General features: G+C 69.8%; 9 protein-coding genes. 8 read left to right on the top strand and 1 reads right to left on the bottom strand.

The features are described 5' to 3' along the window. The first annotated feature begins 126 nt into the window (after positions 1 to 126). Positions 127 to 3735 carry a WD40 repeat domain-containing protein gene (locus tag AB0B91_RS04965; RefSeq protein WP_358315773.1) on the top strand — a complete coding sequence of 1203 codons (3609 nt, stop codon included), beginning with the start codon at positions 127 to 129 and terminating at the stop codon, positions 3733 to 3735. Between the two features lie 346 nt (positions 3736 to 4081). On the opposite strand, the gene AB0B91_RS04960 is transcribed toward AB0B91_RS04965, so the two are convergent. Then, complete coding sequence (locus AB0B91_RS04960; RefSeq protein ID WP_358315770.1) at positions 4082 to 5365, bottom strand: FAD-dependent monooxygenase; 1284 nt, start codon at positions 5363 to 5365, stop codon at positions 4082 to 4084. 531 nt (positions 5366 to 5896) lie between these two features. On the opposite strand from AB0B91_RS04960, the gene AB0B91_RS04955 reads away from it, so the two are divergent. The 7 genes from AB0B91_RS04955 (at position 5897) to AB0B91_RS04925 (ending at position 17490) form a co-directional block, all read left to right on the top strand. Then, on the top strand, positions 5897 to 8161 hold the full coding sequence (locus tag AB0B91_RS04955) for a GAF domain-containing sensor histidine kinase (protein WP_358315768.1): 2265 nt from the start codon (positions 5897 to 5899) through the stop codon (positions 8159 to 8161). Continuing rightward, entirely contained in the window at positions 8158 to 8796 is a 639-nt protein-coding gene (locus tag AB0B91_RS04950) for a response regulator transcription factor (protein WP_358315766.1), read from the top strand. The genes AB0B91_RS04955 and AB0B91_RS04950 overlap by 4 nt, the downstream gene beginning before the upstream one ends. Positions 8797 to 8928: 132 nt before the next feature. Next, entirely contained in the window at positions 8929 to 9387 is a 459-nt protein-coding gene (locus AB0B91_RS04945; RefSeq protein ID WP_358315764.1) for a DUF6294 family protein, read from the top strand. A 28-nt stretch (positions 9388 to 9415) separates the two neighbouring features. Beyond that, positions 9416 to 9949, top strand: a complete 534-nt coding sequence (locus AB0B91_RS04940) for a hypothetical protein (RefSeq protein WP_358315762.1) — start codon at positions 9416 to 9418, stop codon at positions 9947 to 9949. Positions 9950 to 9986: 37 nt separating this feature from the next. Further along, a complete protein-coding gene (locus AB0B91_RS04935; protein ID WP_358315759.1) occupies positions 9987 to 10214 on the top strand; it encodes a hypothetical protein in 228 nt (75 codons plus the stop codon). Positions 10215 to 10922: 708 nt separating this feature from the next. Further along, positions 10923 to 13313: a S1 family peptidase gene (locus AB0B91_RS04930; protein WP_358315756.1), complete on the top strand. Its 2391-nt coding sequence runs from the start codon at positions 10923 to 10925 to the stop codon at positions 13311 to 13313. A 91-nt stretch (positions 13314 to 13404) separates the two neighbouring features. Then, positions 13405 to 17490 (top strand): DddA-like double-stranded DNA deaminase toxin, encoded by a 4086-nt coding sequence (locus AB0B91_RS04925; protein ID WP_358315753.1) that lies wholly within the window; start codon positions 13405 to 13407, stop codon positions 17488 to 17490. Positions 17491 to 17737: the final 247 nt, after the last annotated feature.

Below are 17737 nucleotides of genomic sequence, written 5' to 3'. Positions count from 1 at the left end.
CGGTCCGACGTCGGTCAGCAGACTTGCGGGTTGGTCGCGATCCGTCGGACGAACGGAATCGGACGGCCGCAGGCGGGAGTCGATTGCGATTGATCGGCTTCGCCGCAATTGACCAGAATGAACGCCATGGGTCAGGGGGACGGCCGCCGACGGCCGCACGCACAGGCGCCGATGGGGCTCCCGCTGTCGGCAGATCACAGTGTCCCGCCGTCTCCGTCCGACGTGTGCCCTTACCAAGGCCTCGCACCGTTCGAGACGGACAGAACCGAGCTCTTCTTCGGGCGGGCGCGGGCGACGCGCAATCTTCTTGATCGCCTGGGGCGGCGTCTGGCCGAGCAGGGGGACGTTCTGCTGGTCTCGGGCGCCTCGGGGGTGGGCAAGTCGTCGCTGCTGCGGGCGGGGCTGCTGCCGGCGCTGGCGGAGGGGAAGCTGCCGGTCGACGGATCGAAGCGCTGGCCGTGCCTGCTCATCACACCGACCGCGACGCCTTTGCGAGCCCTTGCCGAAGCGTGGACGGAGACGTTCGGCGGCCTTGTCGAGACGGTGTACGAGCGGCTGCGGGGCGATCCGCGGGCGGCGATGTCGCGGGATCTGCCGTCGGACGGGCGTCTTGTCCTGGTCGTCGATCAGTTTGAGGATCTGTTCACGCTGGTGTCCGAGGAGCAGGAGCGTCAGGCGTTCGTGAACGTGCTGCACGCCTTGACCGAGGGACCGCGGGGTGCCGGTGTGATCGTCGGTGTACGTGCGGATTACTGGGATCGGTGTGCGGCCTATCCGCAGTTCGCCGAGGCCATCCAGGATGGTCAGGTGATCGTCGAGCCGATGACGGAGTCGGATCTGCGGCTGGCCATCACCGGCCCCGCCGCTGCCGTCGGCCTGGAGATCGAGCCCGGTCTGGTGGAGACCATCCTGGGCGAGCTGCTCACCGACCGGGCCGATCGCTACGAGGTCGCGGCCCTGCCCCTTCTGTCGCAGGCTCTGCACAACACCTGGGAGCGACGTGAGGAGGGCCGACTTACCGTCCGGGGTTACGAGGAGTCCGGCCGGGTCCGCGACTCCGTACAGCGCACGGCCGATGAGGCTCTCGGGCGGTTGTCGGCGGAGGATCGCAAGGCCGCGCTGAGGGTGTTTCGGCGGATGACGTTGATCACCGCAGGTGGGCTGCTGGCGCGACGGCGAGTGAGCCTGGCCGAGGTCCATGCGGCGGCGTCGGCGCAATCGGCGCAGCGGCGGGGCCAGGTGGAGGCGCTGGTGTCGGCGTTCGCCGGTCGGCGGCTGCTCACCCTGTACGAGGACAGCGTTGAGATCGCCCACGACGCGCTGCTGACCGCGTGGCCGACGCTGCGCCAATGGCTCGAACCCGACATGGCCGCGCAAGCGGTGTACGACCAGCTCGTCGAGGCTGCCGCGCAGTGGGTCGAGCACCACCGCGACCAGGCCTTCCTGTACCGGGGAGCCCGGCTGCTGGCGGTCGAGGACAGCAGGCCTCGCTGGGACCGCGATGCCGACAGCTTCCCGCCGCCGGGTCCCACCGTGGCGGGCTTCCTCGCGGCGTCCACGCGGGAGGCGCGGCGGGCGACCCGCCGTCGTCGCCTGGTCACGGCCGGCCTCGCGGTCCTGTCGGTGCTCGCCCTCATCGGGGCCGGCGCCGCCGTCAACGCGGCGAACCAAGCCGATCGGCAGCGCATACTGGCGAGCTCCCGGCAGCTGGCGGCGCAGAGCCAGGTCACCGGCGACAGCTCCCTGGCCTCGATGCTGGCCGTGGCGGCCTGGCGGATCGCGCCCACCGACGAGGCCCGCAACCGCGTGCTGTCCGCGGCGACCCGCACCGGCCGGGGGAATGTCAGTGGGGACACGAAAAGCCTCGACGCGGTGGCGTTCAGCCCTGATGGCTCGATCATCGCGACGGGCAGCGACGACGGCACAGCGCGGCTGTGGGACACGGCGTCTCGGCGGCAGCTCGGCGCCCCGATCACCCGTCCGCAGTACGAGTGCTCCACCGTCGACCTGGCCTTCAGCCCCGACGGCCGTACGCTGGCCACGGCGTGCTCCGACACCGTCCGGTTCTACGACGTGACCACCCATCGCGAGGTGAGTGCCCCGCTGAAGCACACGGCGGTCGTGTCGGCGTTCGCGTACAGCCCGGACGGGAAGACCATCGTGACCGGAGACCTCAAAGGCGTCGTACAGCAGTGGGACGCGACCACGCACCTTCCGCGTGGCATCCCCATGGGCCGCCCGGACGATGGGCCGGATCCGCGGAGCAGTATCTATGCGGTGAGGTACACCCGGGACGGGAAGACCCTAGCCACCGCCGGCAAGGACAAGACCGCGCGGCTCTGGGACGCCGCCACGTCCCGCCAGATCGGCGCCCCCTTCACCGGACACACCCAACCCGTCAGCGATGTCGCCATCAGCCCGGACGGCACCACCCTCGCGACAGTGAGCGGGGACCGCACCGGCCGCCTGTGGGACGTGGCCACGCACAAGCAGAAGGGCAGGCTCATCGACCGCGGTGCCGGCTACGATTCGATCGCTTTCAGCCCCGACGGCACCCGCATCCTCACCGGCGGAGACAGCGGTCGCACCGTCCTGTGGGACACGATCAGCCGGCAACAGCTCATCCTGCTCGCCGACAATGTCGGCAGCGTCGCGAGCGTCGCGTTCAGCCCGGACGGGAAGCTGATCGCCGCCGCCGGCCAGGACGGTGTGGCACGGCTGGCCGACGTGCAGACCCACCTGCAGGTCGGGACCCTCATGCCCGCGCTGGGGGCCGTCGCGCTGAGCTCTGACGGACGGATCCTGGCCACCGGTGCGCCCGACTACGAGGACCCCTCGATCCGGCTATGGGACGTCGCCACCCAGCGCCCCCTCGGACCCCCGCTGAGATCCAAGACCGCTCGCCGTGGGGTGGATCGGCTCGCCTTCGCCCCGGACGGGCGGACGCTCCTGTCGGAAGGCCTTGACGGCCTGCGGTTCTGGGACGTCGCGAGCCGCCGCGAGATCGCCCATGAAAGGAACCTGCGGAGCGCCGCCATCAGCGCTGACGGCAGGCTCCTCGCCGCCGCTCAGGACAAGTCCCTCGTGTTCTGGGACATGGCCCGCCGCCAGGAGACCGGGCCGCGCATCACCGCCCCCGGCCACACCGACGTCATCACGGCGTTGGCGCTCAGCCCCGACGGCAAGACCGTGGCGACCTCGGGTTCCGACAACCGGGTACGCCTCTTCGACGTGACCACCCGCCGCGAGATCCCGGGCCCGTCCAACACGTCCCAGGTCGGGTTGGTCAGCGTCCTGGCGTTCAGCCCCAACGGACAGCGGCTGGCCTTCGTAGCCGCCGACAACAGCATCAAGTTGTGGGACGTGCCGGACCGCCACGCGGTCGGCGTCGCCCTGATCCCGGCCAGTGGGACGGATGCGCTCGCGTTCGGCCCGGACGGCCAGACTCTCGTCACCGGCCACAGCTACGGCGAAGTGCAGCTGTGGGACCTGCGGACCTACCGGCCGCTCGGCTCCCCGATGACCGGTCACACCGAGTTCATCGGCGCGCTGGCTTACAGCCGCGACGGGACGCTCGTCGCCTCGGTGGCGGGCGACAAGACCGCGCGGCTGTGGAACGTCCGCACGCCGCCCGACCCGGTGGCCGCAGCGTGCGCCAACGCCGGCCGCTCCCTCACGCGCGTCGAGTGGGAGAACGTGGTACCGCAGGAGGAGTACCGCGAGATATGCCCGTGACCCTCGACCCCGCCACGGAGAGCGGCGAGCATGCGCCCGCGAGGGGTGGCGTGCGAAACCGACCAAATCATGGTGAGCTAACGTCCGATCGCGGACCTGTTGTCCATCGGAGATTTAGGGCGCGCCATCCATACTGCACACCGCTACGAGGGAACCACGCCTGCCTGACGCTGGTCGACGTCTGGTCTCAGCTGGCGACCTGGCGGAGCCGCCTCCGCCGCCGGCCGAACCACCACACGGCGATCATCCCGAACGCCGACCCGGTCAAGAGCCCGGCCAGGAACCGGGACCCGGCCGGAGGATAGGACGCCACTAGCGTGGTCCCTCTCGACACGTTATGTGACACCTACGGCTTGGCCGACGAGATCATCGGTAGTCCGGCCGACGCCCCGGAGTCCGGCACCCCCGCGTAGTCGGGCAGCTCGACGCCGTTGATCGCGCGCCCGACCAGCTCGGTGAACCATTCGCTGGCGAAATCGGGACTCGGCTCGGCGTCCGGCCCCGGGACCTCGAGGCTGTGTACGTGCAACCGGCCGATCTCCTGGTTGGCCTCCACGAACGAGCGCATCCGAGCCTCGTAGCCGGCGAACCCGGCCTCCGGGTCCCACCCGGCGGCGGCCAGCTCTCCGGCCAGCAGGTAGGCGCCGACCAGGGCCAGCCCGGTGCCCGCCCCGGACATCGGCGACGCGCTGAACGCCGCGTCCCCGAGCAGCCCCACCCGTCCACTCGACCAGCGGTCCATCACCACCTGGGCGACCTGGTCCAGATAGAAGTCCGGGGTGTCGCCCACGTGCGCGAGGATGCGCTGGGTCAACCAGCCGAAACCGTCCATCCGCTCGCACAGCAGGCGCTTCTGCGCCGCGACGTCGCGGTAATCGACGTCGAAGTCGGCCGCGGGGAAGGAGAACATGGCCATCGCCCGGGTGGCGTCCGGGATGGGCCGCAGGCCGGCGGACCGTCCGGCCTCCTGATGGTCGATCATCCAGCGGTCCACTCCGAACTCGTTGGGCACGCTGTAGAAGGCCAGCACGAGCCCGAGATGGCGGATGAAGCGCTCGCGCGGCCCGAAGACCATCGCTCGCAACTGCGAGTGCAGCCCGTCGGCCCCGATCACCAGGTCAAAGCGCCGCCGGTCGCCGCCGGCGAAGACCACGTCGACCCCGTCCGCGTCCTGGCTGAGCTCGGCGATCCGGTCACCGAAGACGTACTCGACGCCGTCGCGGGTGTCGTCGTAGAGCACCTGGGACAGGTCCCCGCGCAGGATCTCGATGTCCGCGATGAACCCGTCGCCACCGTCGTCGTCGGCACGGAAGGTCTCCAGCACTTGCCCGTCCGCGTCCACGGTGTGCGCGCCGGCGGTGTCGGTGCACGCCGCGCGCACCGCCGCGTCCAGCCCCATGCGCCCGATGACCTCCTTGGCGACCCCGCGCGCGTCCACCGCCTGCCCGCCGGGACGCAGCTCGGGAGCCCGCTCCACCACGGTCACCTCGGCCCCCCGCCGGCGCAGCCAGTGGGCCAGCGCGGGTCCCGCGATGCTCGCCCCTGCCACCAACACCCTGGGACCGCTCACCCGCGTCCCCTGCTCGCCAGTCCGGACGGTGTGCTCCTGCTTGGAGTCGTCGACGCTCATCACTGCCTCCATGTGCTTCCTCCCGCGCTGAACGTTCCCAGCACAGGCCCACCACTGTCGGTGTGTCCAGCCGTATCGACCACGGATCCGCACAAAACTCATCGGCACGACCGACATCGCGTCCACGCTCCCGCAAACACCCTGAACTCGGCATGTGCGTGCGACGGGCATGGTCATGATCGCCTCGGCCTCGGCAGACATTGATGAGAAACGCCAACTCCGATGACGCTCACATCAGCCCAGACTGGTGCAAACCAGGCGAACCAGGCCGTCAGCCAGGCCGCCCGAATCGCCGCCGCGCCGAGGCCATCCGGTGGACACGCGAGCGGTACCCGTACATCGACGGCCTACCGGCCGACAGCAACCACCACATGCGCGCCGTCAACGACACGCTCGGCTACCGCCGACTCACAAGATCGTGACGCTCCAACTCGACCTGTGACCTACCGGTCCGCGGGCCGCCATTGGCTCAGGACGGTCCTGTCCGGCGGGCCGGTGGTTTCGCGGCCGGTCGTCGGTGAGGATGGGGGTGTGTCCGCGCGGCTGTCCTGGGTGGCTTCGGTGCGGCGGTCGCGCAGGGTTCCGGCCGGGGTCGCGATCGTCCTGGTGGTGCTGGGCGTCGTGGCGACCGCCGTCTCGCTGGACGCGCCGTCCGACGGCAGCATCATGCGACTGGGCTGGTCGACGTGGCGTCTCGACGGCGTCGTGGTGGACGTGCCGGCCGCGCCCTCGGGGCCTGGGCTGCGGACCGGGGACCTGGTGATCGCCGTCGCGGGCAGGCGCCTGGCCGATGGGCTCGGCGCCGTCTCTCGTCCCGGCCTGGGCGCGAGCGTCCCGTACGGCGTGGCCGGCGAGGACGCGGTCGTGGCGGTGCGCGTCGATCGGCCTGATCCGTACCCGCTGCTCGTGCAGGGCTGGGGCAATCTCGTGTTCGTCCTCGCGCTGGCGGGGCTGGCGGCCGCGCTGTACCTGCGGCGGCCCGAGGCGCCCGCGACGGCCCCGCTGCTCGTGCTCGCGGCCGGGCTGCTGGGCAGCACGCTCACCGTCGCCGTCGGACTGCCCGTACTCGCGCTGGCCACCGGCGGCCCTCAGCTCTGGCTGTTCCACATCAACGCGATCGTGTCGTACTCCATCGGCTGGGGAGCGTTCCTGGCCTTCGTGCTCGCGTTCACGGCTCGCCAGCCTCTGTCGCCCCGTACCCGGAAGGCGATCGCCGTCGCGTACGCCGCGCCCCTGGCCGCGATGGCCGCGTGGAGCGGGGTCGCGGCGCTGATGGCGCCTGACGCGCTGCGGTGGCTCGGCCTGCTGCACAGCGGTCAGACGGCGGTGGTGGCGCTGGTGCTGGTGGCCGGGACGGTCTGGGGCGCGATCAGCTATCGCGGCAACCCGGATCCGCTGATGCGCGGGCGGACGCGCTGGATGCTGGGCGGCGGCGCGGCCACGGCCGTACTCGGCATCGCGGGCTGGCACCTCCCGGAACTGATCACCGGAACGCAGCCGCTGCCGTGGGGCGCGCTCGGCCTGTCGGGACTGCCGTTCGTGGCCGGGATCGGGGTCGCGCTGCGCCGCCACCGCCTGTTCAACGTCGAGAGGCTGGCCAACCGCTCGCTGGTGTACGCCATCGTGGTCGCGCTCCTGGTCGCCGGGTACGCGGCCGTGGTCGCGCTCCTGGTCAGCGTGCTGCGGTTGTCGGGCACCGTGGCCGCCGCGCTCGCCGCGGCCAGTGCGGCGCTCGCGCTGGCGCCGCTGCGCAACGCGGCGCAGAGCACCGTCAACCGCGTGATGTACGGCGACCGCCACGACCCGGAGGGGGCTCTGACCCGCCTCGGGACACGGCTGCAGGCGGTGCTGCTGCCCGCCGAGATGCTACCGGCGATCGTGGAGACCGTGGCCCGGTCGTTACGCGTGCCGTACGTGGCGATCGACCTGGTGGACGGCGCGGGCGAGCGCCACTCGGCGGCCCGGCACGGTGTCGCGGCGGGCGAGGTGCACGCCGAGCCGCTGCGCTACCACGGGACGCTCGTCGGGCTCCTGCTGGTCTCGGCGCGCGGCTCGGACGACCCGCTCGATCCCATCGACCTCAGCCTGATCGCCTCGCTGGCGCAGCAGGTGGGAAGCGCGGTGCAGGCGGTACGGCTGCACGACGACCTGGCCCGCTCCCGCGCCGAGGTGGTGGCCTCGCGGGAGGACGAACGCCGCCGGCTCCGCCGCGACCTGCACGACGGGCTGGGACCGACGCTGGCCGCGATCGGGCTCAAGGCCGCGCTGGCGGCCCGCGCCGTACCGGGTGACTCGGCGGCGCGTTCCCTGCTCGGCGAGATCTCCGCGGAGGCGAGCGCGTCGCTGACCGACATCCGGCGCCTGGTCGAGGCGCTGCGCCCGCCCGCGCTGGACGAGCTGGGCATCGTCGGAGCGGTACGCTCCCGAGCGGCGACCCTGGCGGGAGCGATGCCGATCGAGGTCATCGGCGAGGAAGGCTTGCCGCCGCTGCCCGCCGCGGTCGAGACGGCGGCCTACCGGATCGCCGTCGAGGCGATCACCAACGCGGTCCGGCACAGCGGCGCGACCGGCTGCACCGCCGAGATCGCGCTGGCGGCCGGCGGCGTCGAGGTGACGGTACGCGACGACGGCCGCGGGCTCGATCCTGAGCGGGCGCCCGGGGTGGGGCTGCGTTCCATGCGGGAGCGGGCCGCCGAGGTCGGCGGGGAATGGTCGATATGCTCCCTGCCCGAGGGGGGCACCTGTGTGCGCGCCTTCCTGCCGGCGGATCTGGGCGAGTCTGGGAGGACACGATGATCCGGCTGATCCTTGCCGACGACCACCCCGTGTTCGCGTCGGGCCTGCGGGCCCTGCTCGACTCCGAGGAGGACATGACGGTGCTCGCGGTCGCCGTGACCGGCGAGGAAGCGCTGCGCTCGGCGATCGAGCACCGGCCCGACGTCGCGGTGCTCGACGTCAACATGCCCGGCGGCGACGGGCTCACGGTCACCTCCCGGATGCGGGCCGCCGGTCTGCCCACGCGTGCGCTGATCCTGACGATGTACGACGACGACGAGAACGTCCTGGCCGCCCTGCGGGCCGGCGCCCACGGCTACGCGCTCAAGGGCGCCGGCCCCGAGGAGATCACGGCCACGGTTCGCGCGGTCGCCCGCGGCGAGGCGGTCTTCGGCGCCGGCGTGGCGACGCGGCTGCTCGCGCACTTCTCCAAGGCCGTCGTCGCTTCCCCGTTCCCGCAGCTCACCGAGCGGGAACATGAGGTGCTCGGGCTGGTCGCGCGGGGTCTGGACAACACGGCGATCGCGCGGCGCCTCGGCGTGAGCGGCAAGACCGTGCGCAACCACGTCTCGAACATACTGACCAAGTTGCAGCTGGCCGACCGGCCCGCGGCGATCGTACGGGCCCGCGAGGCGGGACTCGGCGGATCGCCATAGCACCCGTTCGCCTGCACGTCCCGGAACAACCTCCCGGCTCGACCAGGACAAGCGACCCATGACGACGGGACGCGGTACCGCCCACCCTGAGGGTGACTGATCGACGAGCCACCTTCAGGAAAGGACGATCCCATGCGCGGGACCCGAATGATGCTGGGCGCCATATCGACCACTACGGCCCTGATCGCGGGGCTGACCTTCGCCACCACCGGAACCGCCCACGCGCAGGGCACCGCCGCCGAGGCCACCAAGACCTTCTACTTCGGAACGATGCGGGCGGGCGACTGCACGATGTTCTCGGGTGCCCGATGGACCTTGACCGCCAGCGGCAAGGCATCCTTCGACGGCACGGTCACCAGCAGTGATGACGACGACGCCTGGCTGATGTGGGCGAAGATCAAGGACGAGAACGGCGCCGTGCTCGGCTGGCTGCGACACACCCGCTCCAACCCCACGAACCTGACGAAGTTCGTCATGAACATGCCCAGCCACGCCGAGCCGTACCGGTGGCTGATCAAGGACACCGAGGCAGAGTTCAACCCGGAGCTGTTCCCGCTCATCAAGCACATGTCGCTGAGCAAGCACTGCTGAGCCCGCAGCGCCGGCCCTGACGACGAACATGAGAGCGCGGGCGCTCGGCGGGCTGGGGCTGCTGGCCTCGGCGATGCTCTGCCTCGCCGGGACCCTGACCGCATCCACCGAGGTGATGTGGGGGGCCGGCGCATGGGCCGGGGTGGCGGCGACCGCGACGGTGTACCGCGACGTCGCGCGGCACGCGGGACGGGGGCGGGCCGCCGTCGCACTGGCCCTGCTCGGGGTGGTCGCCTCGGCCTGGATGGTCGAGGCGACGCTGCGGCTCGCCGGCGGGCGGTGGGTCGCGGCGCAGTCCGTCCCGCGGCTCGCCTTGGCCTATGCCGCCGCCGTCGGCATCGCGCTGCTGGCGTACGGGCTCACCCGCGCCGGACTGGTCCGGCCGGCGGCTGGAGCGGTCATCGCGTTCGCCGCTCTGCTCGGCCCGCTCACCGGCGATCCGGGAGCCCCCTACCTCCTGGGCGCTGGACCCCTCGGCGCCGCTCTGCTCACCGGCGCGATCCGAACATGCATCCCGGCACGGAGGTCGCAGGACGGCCCGGCCGGGGACTCGCCCCAATGAACGACCTGCTCCATACGATACGAAAGGAAAGATCGTCATGACCAACCCGAACTTCTCATCGTGGCAGAGCCAGCAGAACGCCAACCAGAACGCGGCCAGGGCGGCCCAGTGGGCGCGCCAATCCACTCAGGACTCGGCGCGGCTGGCGCGCCGGTCCGGCCGGTCGAGCTTCGTCGGCAACGTGATCGCGCTGCTGATCGTCATCGCCGTCCTCGTCGTCGCCGCGCCGTTCGTGCTGGAGATCATCGCCCGCGTCGGCTTCTGAGGCCTCTGAGGTGACAAGGGAAGTGAAGCTGCACCGACTCCACGATCATGAGGCAGAGGCACGGCCGCGTCGCCTGAAGGTCATGCCGTTCCGATCGATGACTTTGCTGGGGGCGAACCAGCGGCCAACGTCCTGAATTCTGTCGAACGGTCGCTGCGGCCGGTACGGCGCTCGTACAGCACACTTGAACGCGATGGCGTTGGCCGCCAGGCTGTCGAGCCTGCTCACGATCTCCAGGAGGAGGTTGTGGACGATCGCCGGATCCGGCCGTCCATCCACAGGGGCGAGAGCGTGCAGGCATAGAAAAGAAGTCCTCGACCGTGGTGAATCGTCCTGCGTCAGGATCGGCCACGTCCTCGGGCCGGAGATGCGCCACAAACCGCCGCTCGTTCGCCATGAAGACAATCATGATCCGGCGATTGTTCAATCGCCGCTGAAAGCGAGAGATCGGCGTTCGGGTTTCGCTCCGCATCCGAAATCACGGAGCGCGCCGATGTCGGCAGGGCGGCGACCTCGGATCATGGCCGACCTCCGTCACCTGGCCGCCGGCCTGGCCCGCCCGCTCGGCTGGACCGGCATCGCCGCTGTTCGTGCCGCAGTGACCGGGCGACATGGTGAGCCAGCGCACGTTATCTCGGCGAGTTGCCGGCAGGTAACTTCGGCGAACATATGTCCGCCTTATGTCCGGCCAACGCCCTGGTTCGCAGAATGCGTGATCCGCACAATCAGTCCGTGAACCTTCAGCGACTCATCCGGTCATTACAAATCGCAACCATCACGTTATTGATGATTGTCTCCTCGGTGCTGCTCTGGGCAGGAGCGACGCCGGCTCAAGCGGTGAAAAGCGGAAGCCCGGTGGCCGACGGCACATGGGGCTTCGTGGCGAAGGTGAACGTGGGCGAGACTCACGGCTGCACCGGAGCCTTGGTCAGCCCGCAGTGGGTGCTCACTGCCGCCAGTTGTTTCGCCGCTCAGGGGCAGTCCCTCACGAGCGGGGCGCCGAAGATCGCGACGACGGTGACGGTCGGCAGGACGGACCTGTCCGGTTCGGGCGGGCGGGTGCTGCCCGTGGAGTGGATCCACCCGCACCGCGACCGGGATGTCGTGCTGGTCAAGCTGTCATTGCGGGCCGTCGGCATCACGCCTGTCGCGGTCGGCTCCGCCGTTCCTGCCACGGGAGATGCGCTGCAGGTCGCCGGCTATGGCCGGACCGCTGATCAGTGGGCGCCCAACCGGCTGCATGCCGCGCCGGTCGTGGCCGGGGCCGTGGCCGCCGGCTCGTTCAACTGGACCGGAGCGAACGGCAGCGACGTGAGCGCCTGCCAGGGTGACGCGGGCGCGCCGGTGCTCCGCACGAGCGGGAGCCGCCCGGAGCTCGTCGGGCTCAGCTCCCGCGCAGGGCAGGGGGGCTGCCTCGGTGCGGCCGACGACGGGGCGCGCGGCGGCGACGCGGTGCGGGTGGACGACCTGGCGAGCTGGCTCAGCCCGGTCGCGATCGAGCCCACCACGTCCTTCACTCAGTACGGGTCCAGTCTGAGCGGGATCGGTGGTTATGACCTGGCTGACAACCGTGATCAGGTGGTGGCGTTTGACTACGAGCATTCGGGCAAGCTTGATCATCTGCTGCTCTACCGTCCGGGCTCGGAGATCGTCTTCATCGTCAAGCGGAATACGGACGGCACCTACGCTCCGGTCTATTCCTCGACCTCCGGTATCGGTGGCTACGACCTGAAAGACAGCCGGGACCGCATCATCGCCTTCGATTACACGGGTTCTGGGAAACTGGATCATCTGCTGCTCTACCGTCCGGGCGCGCAGACGGCCTGGATTCTCGAGCACGGCGCGGGCAATGCGTTCAGAGCCGTGTTCCACAGCTCGGCCGGCATCGGTGGCTATGACCTGAACAGCGCCGAGGACCAGATCATCGCCTTCGACTACGAGCATTCAGGGAAGCTGGATCATCTGCTGTTGTACCGGCCGGGGACCGGGATGGCCCACATTCTCCGGCACAGCGGTGGCGCCACGTTCACGCAGGTCTTCGCCACGGCCGACGGTGGGATCGGTGGCTACGACCTGAAAGATGCCGGGGACCGCATCATCGCCTTCGACTACACGAGTTCGGGTAAGCAGGATCACCTGGTGCTCTACCGTCCGGGCGGGCAGACGGCCTGGATTCTGCAACACGGCGCGGGCAATGCGTTCACAGCGGTCTTCCACAGCTCAACCGGCATCGGTGGCTATGACCTGAAGAGCACGGCGGATCGGATCATCGCCTTCGACTACGAGCAGTCGGGGAGGTTGGATCACCTGCTGCTTTACCGTCCGGGCGGGCAGACGGCCTGGATTCTGCAACACGGCGCGGGCAATGCGTTCACAGCGGTCTTCCACAGCTCAACCGGCATCGGTGGTTATGACCTGAAGCTGGCGAAGGACCGCATCATCGCCTTCGACTACAGGAGCACAGGCGGGCAGAGCAGTCTGTTCCTCTACCGGCCAGGCGACCGGATCACCTATTTCGCGGGACGGGCTCTTCCGCCTGTACGGGTGGTTCCGGTCACCGTGTCGCCCCTCATCGGCCCGGACTCCCTCGTGGAGAGATTCGTCTATCCCTTGAACTTCCGGCACGAATTCGCGGGCACCTCCGGTCAGGCCGATTGGGGTACGGACGAGGCCGAGGCGAAGAACTTCGAACTGATCTCCGGGAACGGCGGGATCATCTGGGTCTCGTGCACGGTGTCCGCGGAGAACGGGGTCGGCGTGATCAAGGTGTTCCCGGGCTTGTTGAACGGAGACACCGAGGTCGGCGAGCCGCACCTCGGCGTGACGGCGGTGTGTTTCAAGGTGCTCGGACCGACGGGAATGGTGAAGCTCCGGATCCCGAACGTCTACGAGGTCCAGGGCGACGGCCGCTCACCGGGGGCCGGCCACGACGTGGACGCGAAAGTTGTGAACCTGTCGTCCGGCGTGGAGCGGACCAAGCTCGTCGAGCGGGACGAGAGCGAGCAGTTCGGACGTACGGATGTCACGTGCGACGAGAGCCACCCGGATTACCCCGACAACTGCAGAGAGACCCTGCTGGAACTACGGGTCGTCAACTGAGGACAGAACGGCCGGCCGGTATATGAGAGCCGGCCGGCCGTTCTGCCGATTCATTTTTCAAGCATCGGCCGAAATTATGGGAGTGACGGCGATGAATGTGATGCGCGCGTTACGCGGCAGAGGTCCATGGCAGACGGCAAGTGTCATCGGCACCGTGCTTTTGTTGCTTCTCGTGGGCAGCCCGATGGGTGGGGCACGGGCCGCGGCGACGGTGGCGGATCCACCCGCCGCCCCGGCGTGCGAACGCCAGACGGTTCTGGACGCATGGGTCACGGGCGGCGTGAACGTCCGTCCGGCCGCGGAGGCGGCTCTGCTCGGAGACAGAGCGGCGGTCTGCGCCTTCCTCGGCAGGCTTCCCCGGCTCGCGGCGCAAGACGACCGTGAACAGGTCGGCCGTATCAAGACCCGCGGCGGCCCCGAGGTGGCCGCCGCCGCCAACGCCGCCCTGACCTCGGACGACTCCGCTGCCGTGACGAAGTTCCTCGACGGTGGCTGGGTGACCGCTCGGGAGATCGACCTGCGCGCCAGCGTGAACCAGATGAAGGCCGCCGGCGGACCGGAGGTCAAGGCCGCCGCGAACCTGGTGCTGCGCAACGGGACCCGTGAAGCCATGGGGCGGTTCATCGAGTCCGGATGGCGGGTGCCGTACAGGATGGACCTGCGGGCCGTCGTCAATCGTGCGATGGCGGAAGGCGGCCCGCAGGTGCAGGCCGCGGCGAACCGGGCGCTTCAGGACGGCAGTCAGGAGATGCAGGAGCGTTTTGTTCAGATCGACTGGGGTGTGGCCCAGGCTCGCGACAACGAGAACCAGACCTTGAACGATCTTCGGACGAGCGCCACCGAGGCGACTGTGCGTGCGGCACTCGAGACGACCTCCGCGGTCGCGCAGGCCGACCGCGCCGAGGCCGAGGCCCTGGCGGCCAAGAACGACGCGCAGGAGGCGGAACGCCTTGCCGCGGCGGCCGGGCAGGAGTCGGCGGTCGCCAAGGCTCAGGCACTACGTGCGGCTCAGGCTGCCGACCGCGCCGAGGCGGCGTGCCGTGTCGCCGTACGGGCCGCGCGGGCAGCGGCGGACGCGGCGCGCGCTTCGGCCGGGGCCGCCGCTCGCGCGGCGACCGCGGCGGCGCGGGCGCATACGAAGTCCGACGAGGCGTGGGCGGCCGCATCGGCGGCAGAGTTGAATGCGGATGCCGCCGCCGCGGCGGAGAATCACAACCGGGTCATGCAACAGATCGGTCCGCAGATCTCCGCCTGGATCTCGCCCATCAACCAGATCATCGCCGTGAACCAGCAGGCGTTCGCCGCGGTCGCCGCCGCCGATTCGGCGCGGGCTAACACCGAGGCGGCCGGGCGCGCGGCCGAGGCCGCCGGCCGCTATGCGGGGGCCGCGAGCGCCGAGGCCAAGGCCGCGTTCGCGGCGGCCGCGCGTGCGGGAGCAAGCGCACAAGAGGCCAAGCGCGCCACCGCGGAAACGGTGCGTCACGCGGACATCGCCAAAGACGCGGCCGGCAAGGCGCGAGACGCCGCAACGCGCGCGGTGTCGTACGCGGAGGCGGCGGCGAGCGCGGCGGCGAGCGCGGCCGAGCACGCAGGCTCTGCTGTCAACGCGGCCGAGCTGGCGACAGAGCACGCGAACAATTCCTTCCGCGCGGCGGAGGACGCGATTCAGGCGGCCGAAACGGCCCAAACCGTCTACAAATCGGCGCGTGAGGCGGACGCCGAACGACTGCAGGATGAGTTCGAACTCGAGCTGTCCTTCGCCCGGCATGTCAGTGCGGAAGCCGCCCAGGCCAAATTGGGGGACGCTCGCAGCTTCGGCGCGCCGATGCGTCAGTATCACACGCCGCAGATCGACGCGTTGATCGCCGAGGCCGCGAATACGCAGACTGATTCGGCGCTGGCGGTCAGCAAGGCGCGGCAAGTGGCTCGATACTTCGCGACCTCGCCCGGTACGTGGACCAGTTCGGCGGCCGTGTCCGCTCTCGGCGAGGAGGCGGACCTTCTTGTCCTCGATTTCGTCAAGCGCGGGCTCGCGGCCGCCGAGGAGCAGGACGACCGCACAACACTGACCGGACTCCTGGTCACCGGCTCCCCGGCCATGAGAGCCGCCGCTCAGGGCGCCCTCGACCGCGGGCGGCAAGACGTCGTCGAGTTTCTCGAAAACCCGGCCTACCCCGAGCGGGCCGCCGAACTACGAGAGCGGATCGGGCGGATCCTCGCCGATGCCCGCAGCGCCGGTAACGCGGAGATCGAAAAAGCGGCGAACAACGCCCTGCGCTCGGACGATCCGGACGCCCTCGATGAGTTTTTGGACTCGACGTACAACACCGCGCACACGATCGACATTCGGGCGAAGGTCGGCGCGATCGCCGGCGATGGATCGAACGGCACCGAGGTGAGGAACGGCGCCCAGGTCGCTCTCGCCGGCACGACGGCCATGCAGGTCAACTTCTTGGAGGTGGAACGACACCGTGCGGCCGAACGCGACTACGCGACCGCGACGCACAACTACATCGCCTCATCCTTGATGATCGAGACGTCGCAGATCGCGCAGAGCGCCGTCGACTTCGCGCGCACCGCGCAGGCGGCGGCGGCACGGGCCCGCGGTGCGGCGGAGGAGGCCATCGGTTACGCGAACGCCGCCGGCAAGGCAGCCGACCAGGCGAAGGAGTTCGCCAAGGAAGCCCTCGCCGCCGCACAGTCAGCCGCCACGTCCGCGGAACGAGCCGCGGCGGCCGTCCGCACCGCCGCCGCCGCGACCCAGCAGGCCCAGCAGTCAGCCAGGAAGGCGTCCCTCTCGGCTCGTTGGGCCCGCGCCTCGGCCGTCTCGGCGGCACAGGACGCGGCCAGCGCCTTCGCCGCCTACGACACCGCCTACGCCGCGCAGATCCGGGCCGGCAACAGCGCGTCGAACGCGGCTCTCATCGCTGCCCAGATATTCGAGGACTATCGGGAGGATGCCGAGATCCGTCTGCGCGAGCTCAAGAGCGTGTGGAAAGAACACTGCAAGTGGGGGCCCGAGGACGGTCTGCCTGGGTACCACGACTGCGACGCTTACGCGGAGAAGATCCTTAACGATCCCAAGGGGCCTCTTCACGACCCGGACGGCTACGCCAAGGACCGAATCGAGCACTGCAGGAGCCAGTTCGTCGGCAAGGCTCAGGACGCCTGCATGTCCCTCGTCATGAGCCCGCTTTTCACCTTCGCGGCGAGGGGGATCGCCGACCGGGAGAGCGATACCCATCGTCTCGCCGAGGAGTACATGAGCCTGTTCGCACTGGACCTGATCAACGCCGGCTCCCAGTATTCGCTGGTCAATGACTGCAGGAGCGCCCCCAAGGGAAACATCCTGGACGCGGGGCAGGCGTTCTCGGATTGCATCAGCGGAGCGCTGGACCTGAGCGAAGACCCCGACTGGAACAAATACTCGAAGGAGTGGAGGGGAACCTTCGTCGATTCGCTCGTCCCAGAAGAACTCCGGTTCGCCGAATACAACTCGATCTGGGGGCCGATGTACCTGATGCATCACCAGGCTGACCGGACCATCATCTGGGCCATCTATGAGAGCGATCTCGCGACATCACTGCTGCGCATTCTTCCGATCGAATGCGTTCAGGGCGGGCAATGCCCCTACGAGGATGCCGCGGAACAGCTCAGGAGCCTGAGCGAGTCCATCAAGCCCGAGAACAACCAGGGCTATCTGGTCGACGCGTCCGGACGGGTGCTCGACGCGAACGGACTGCCGATCGCGAATCTTCCACCGATCGACAACCTCGACGCATGGGCGAAATACACGGTCGAGAGCGGCCTGCACGACGACCTGGCGGCCCTCGAAGACCGCCTCGCGCTGCTGTACAGGCAGACATTCGGGGTGCCCATGGCACCCCCGGCGTGGCACCTCGAGACGCAGCTCGCTCTTCGCGTCGCCACACGGGAAGTGGCGCTCCGCGACAACACGCTCCGGCTTGTCATGAACAACCGTGGCGGCGTCTGCGACGCGGTGCCGATCAAGGGCACAGGACCCGATGCGGAGCGACAGGTCGTGGCGGGGTGCATCCAGGCCATCAAACTGCTGCTCCCGGCAGGTACGACCATGATCATCTACTACCCCGACCCGGACAATCCGGCGGAACTGCTTGAGGTCACCGTACGCGGCGTCGGCCGCTGGCTGGACTGAACCCGCCAGCCGCGTGTGGCCGGCATTCGGCCCAGGTGAAGGCGCGGTCGTCGAGAGACGCCGCGCCTTCACCCGTGTCCGTGCTCAGGGCGGTCTCCTGAGTCGCAGCCGCAGCGCGATGTCGGGGCCGAATCCTGTACATAGGGGCACGGCCGGTCGGGTCGCCCCGGGCGTCTCAGCCCGGGGCTCCCACAGAACCGTGCGTAACAATCTCTCGTTACACGGCTCTTGTCGTCCTGGTCACCAG

Origin of the sequence: Nonomuraea sp. NPDC049141 (assembly GCF_040648415.1) — a bacterium.
Classification (GTDB): domain Bacteria; phylum Actinomycetota; class Actinomycetes; order Streptosporangiales; family Streptosporangiaceae; genus Nonomuraea.
This window is presented reverse-complemented; position numbering and strand designations above follow the sequence as displayed.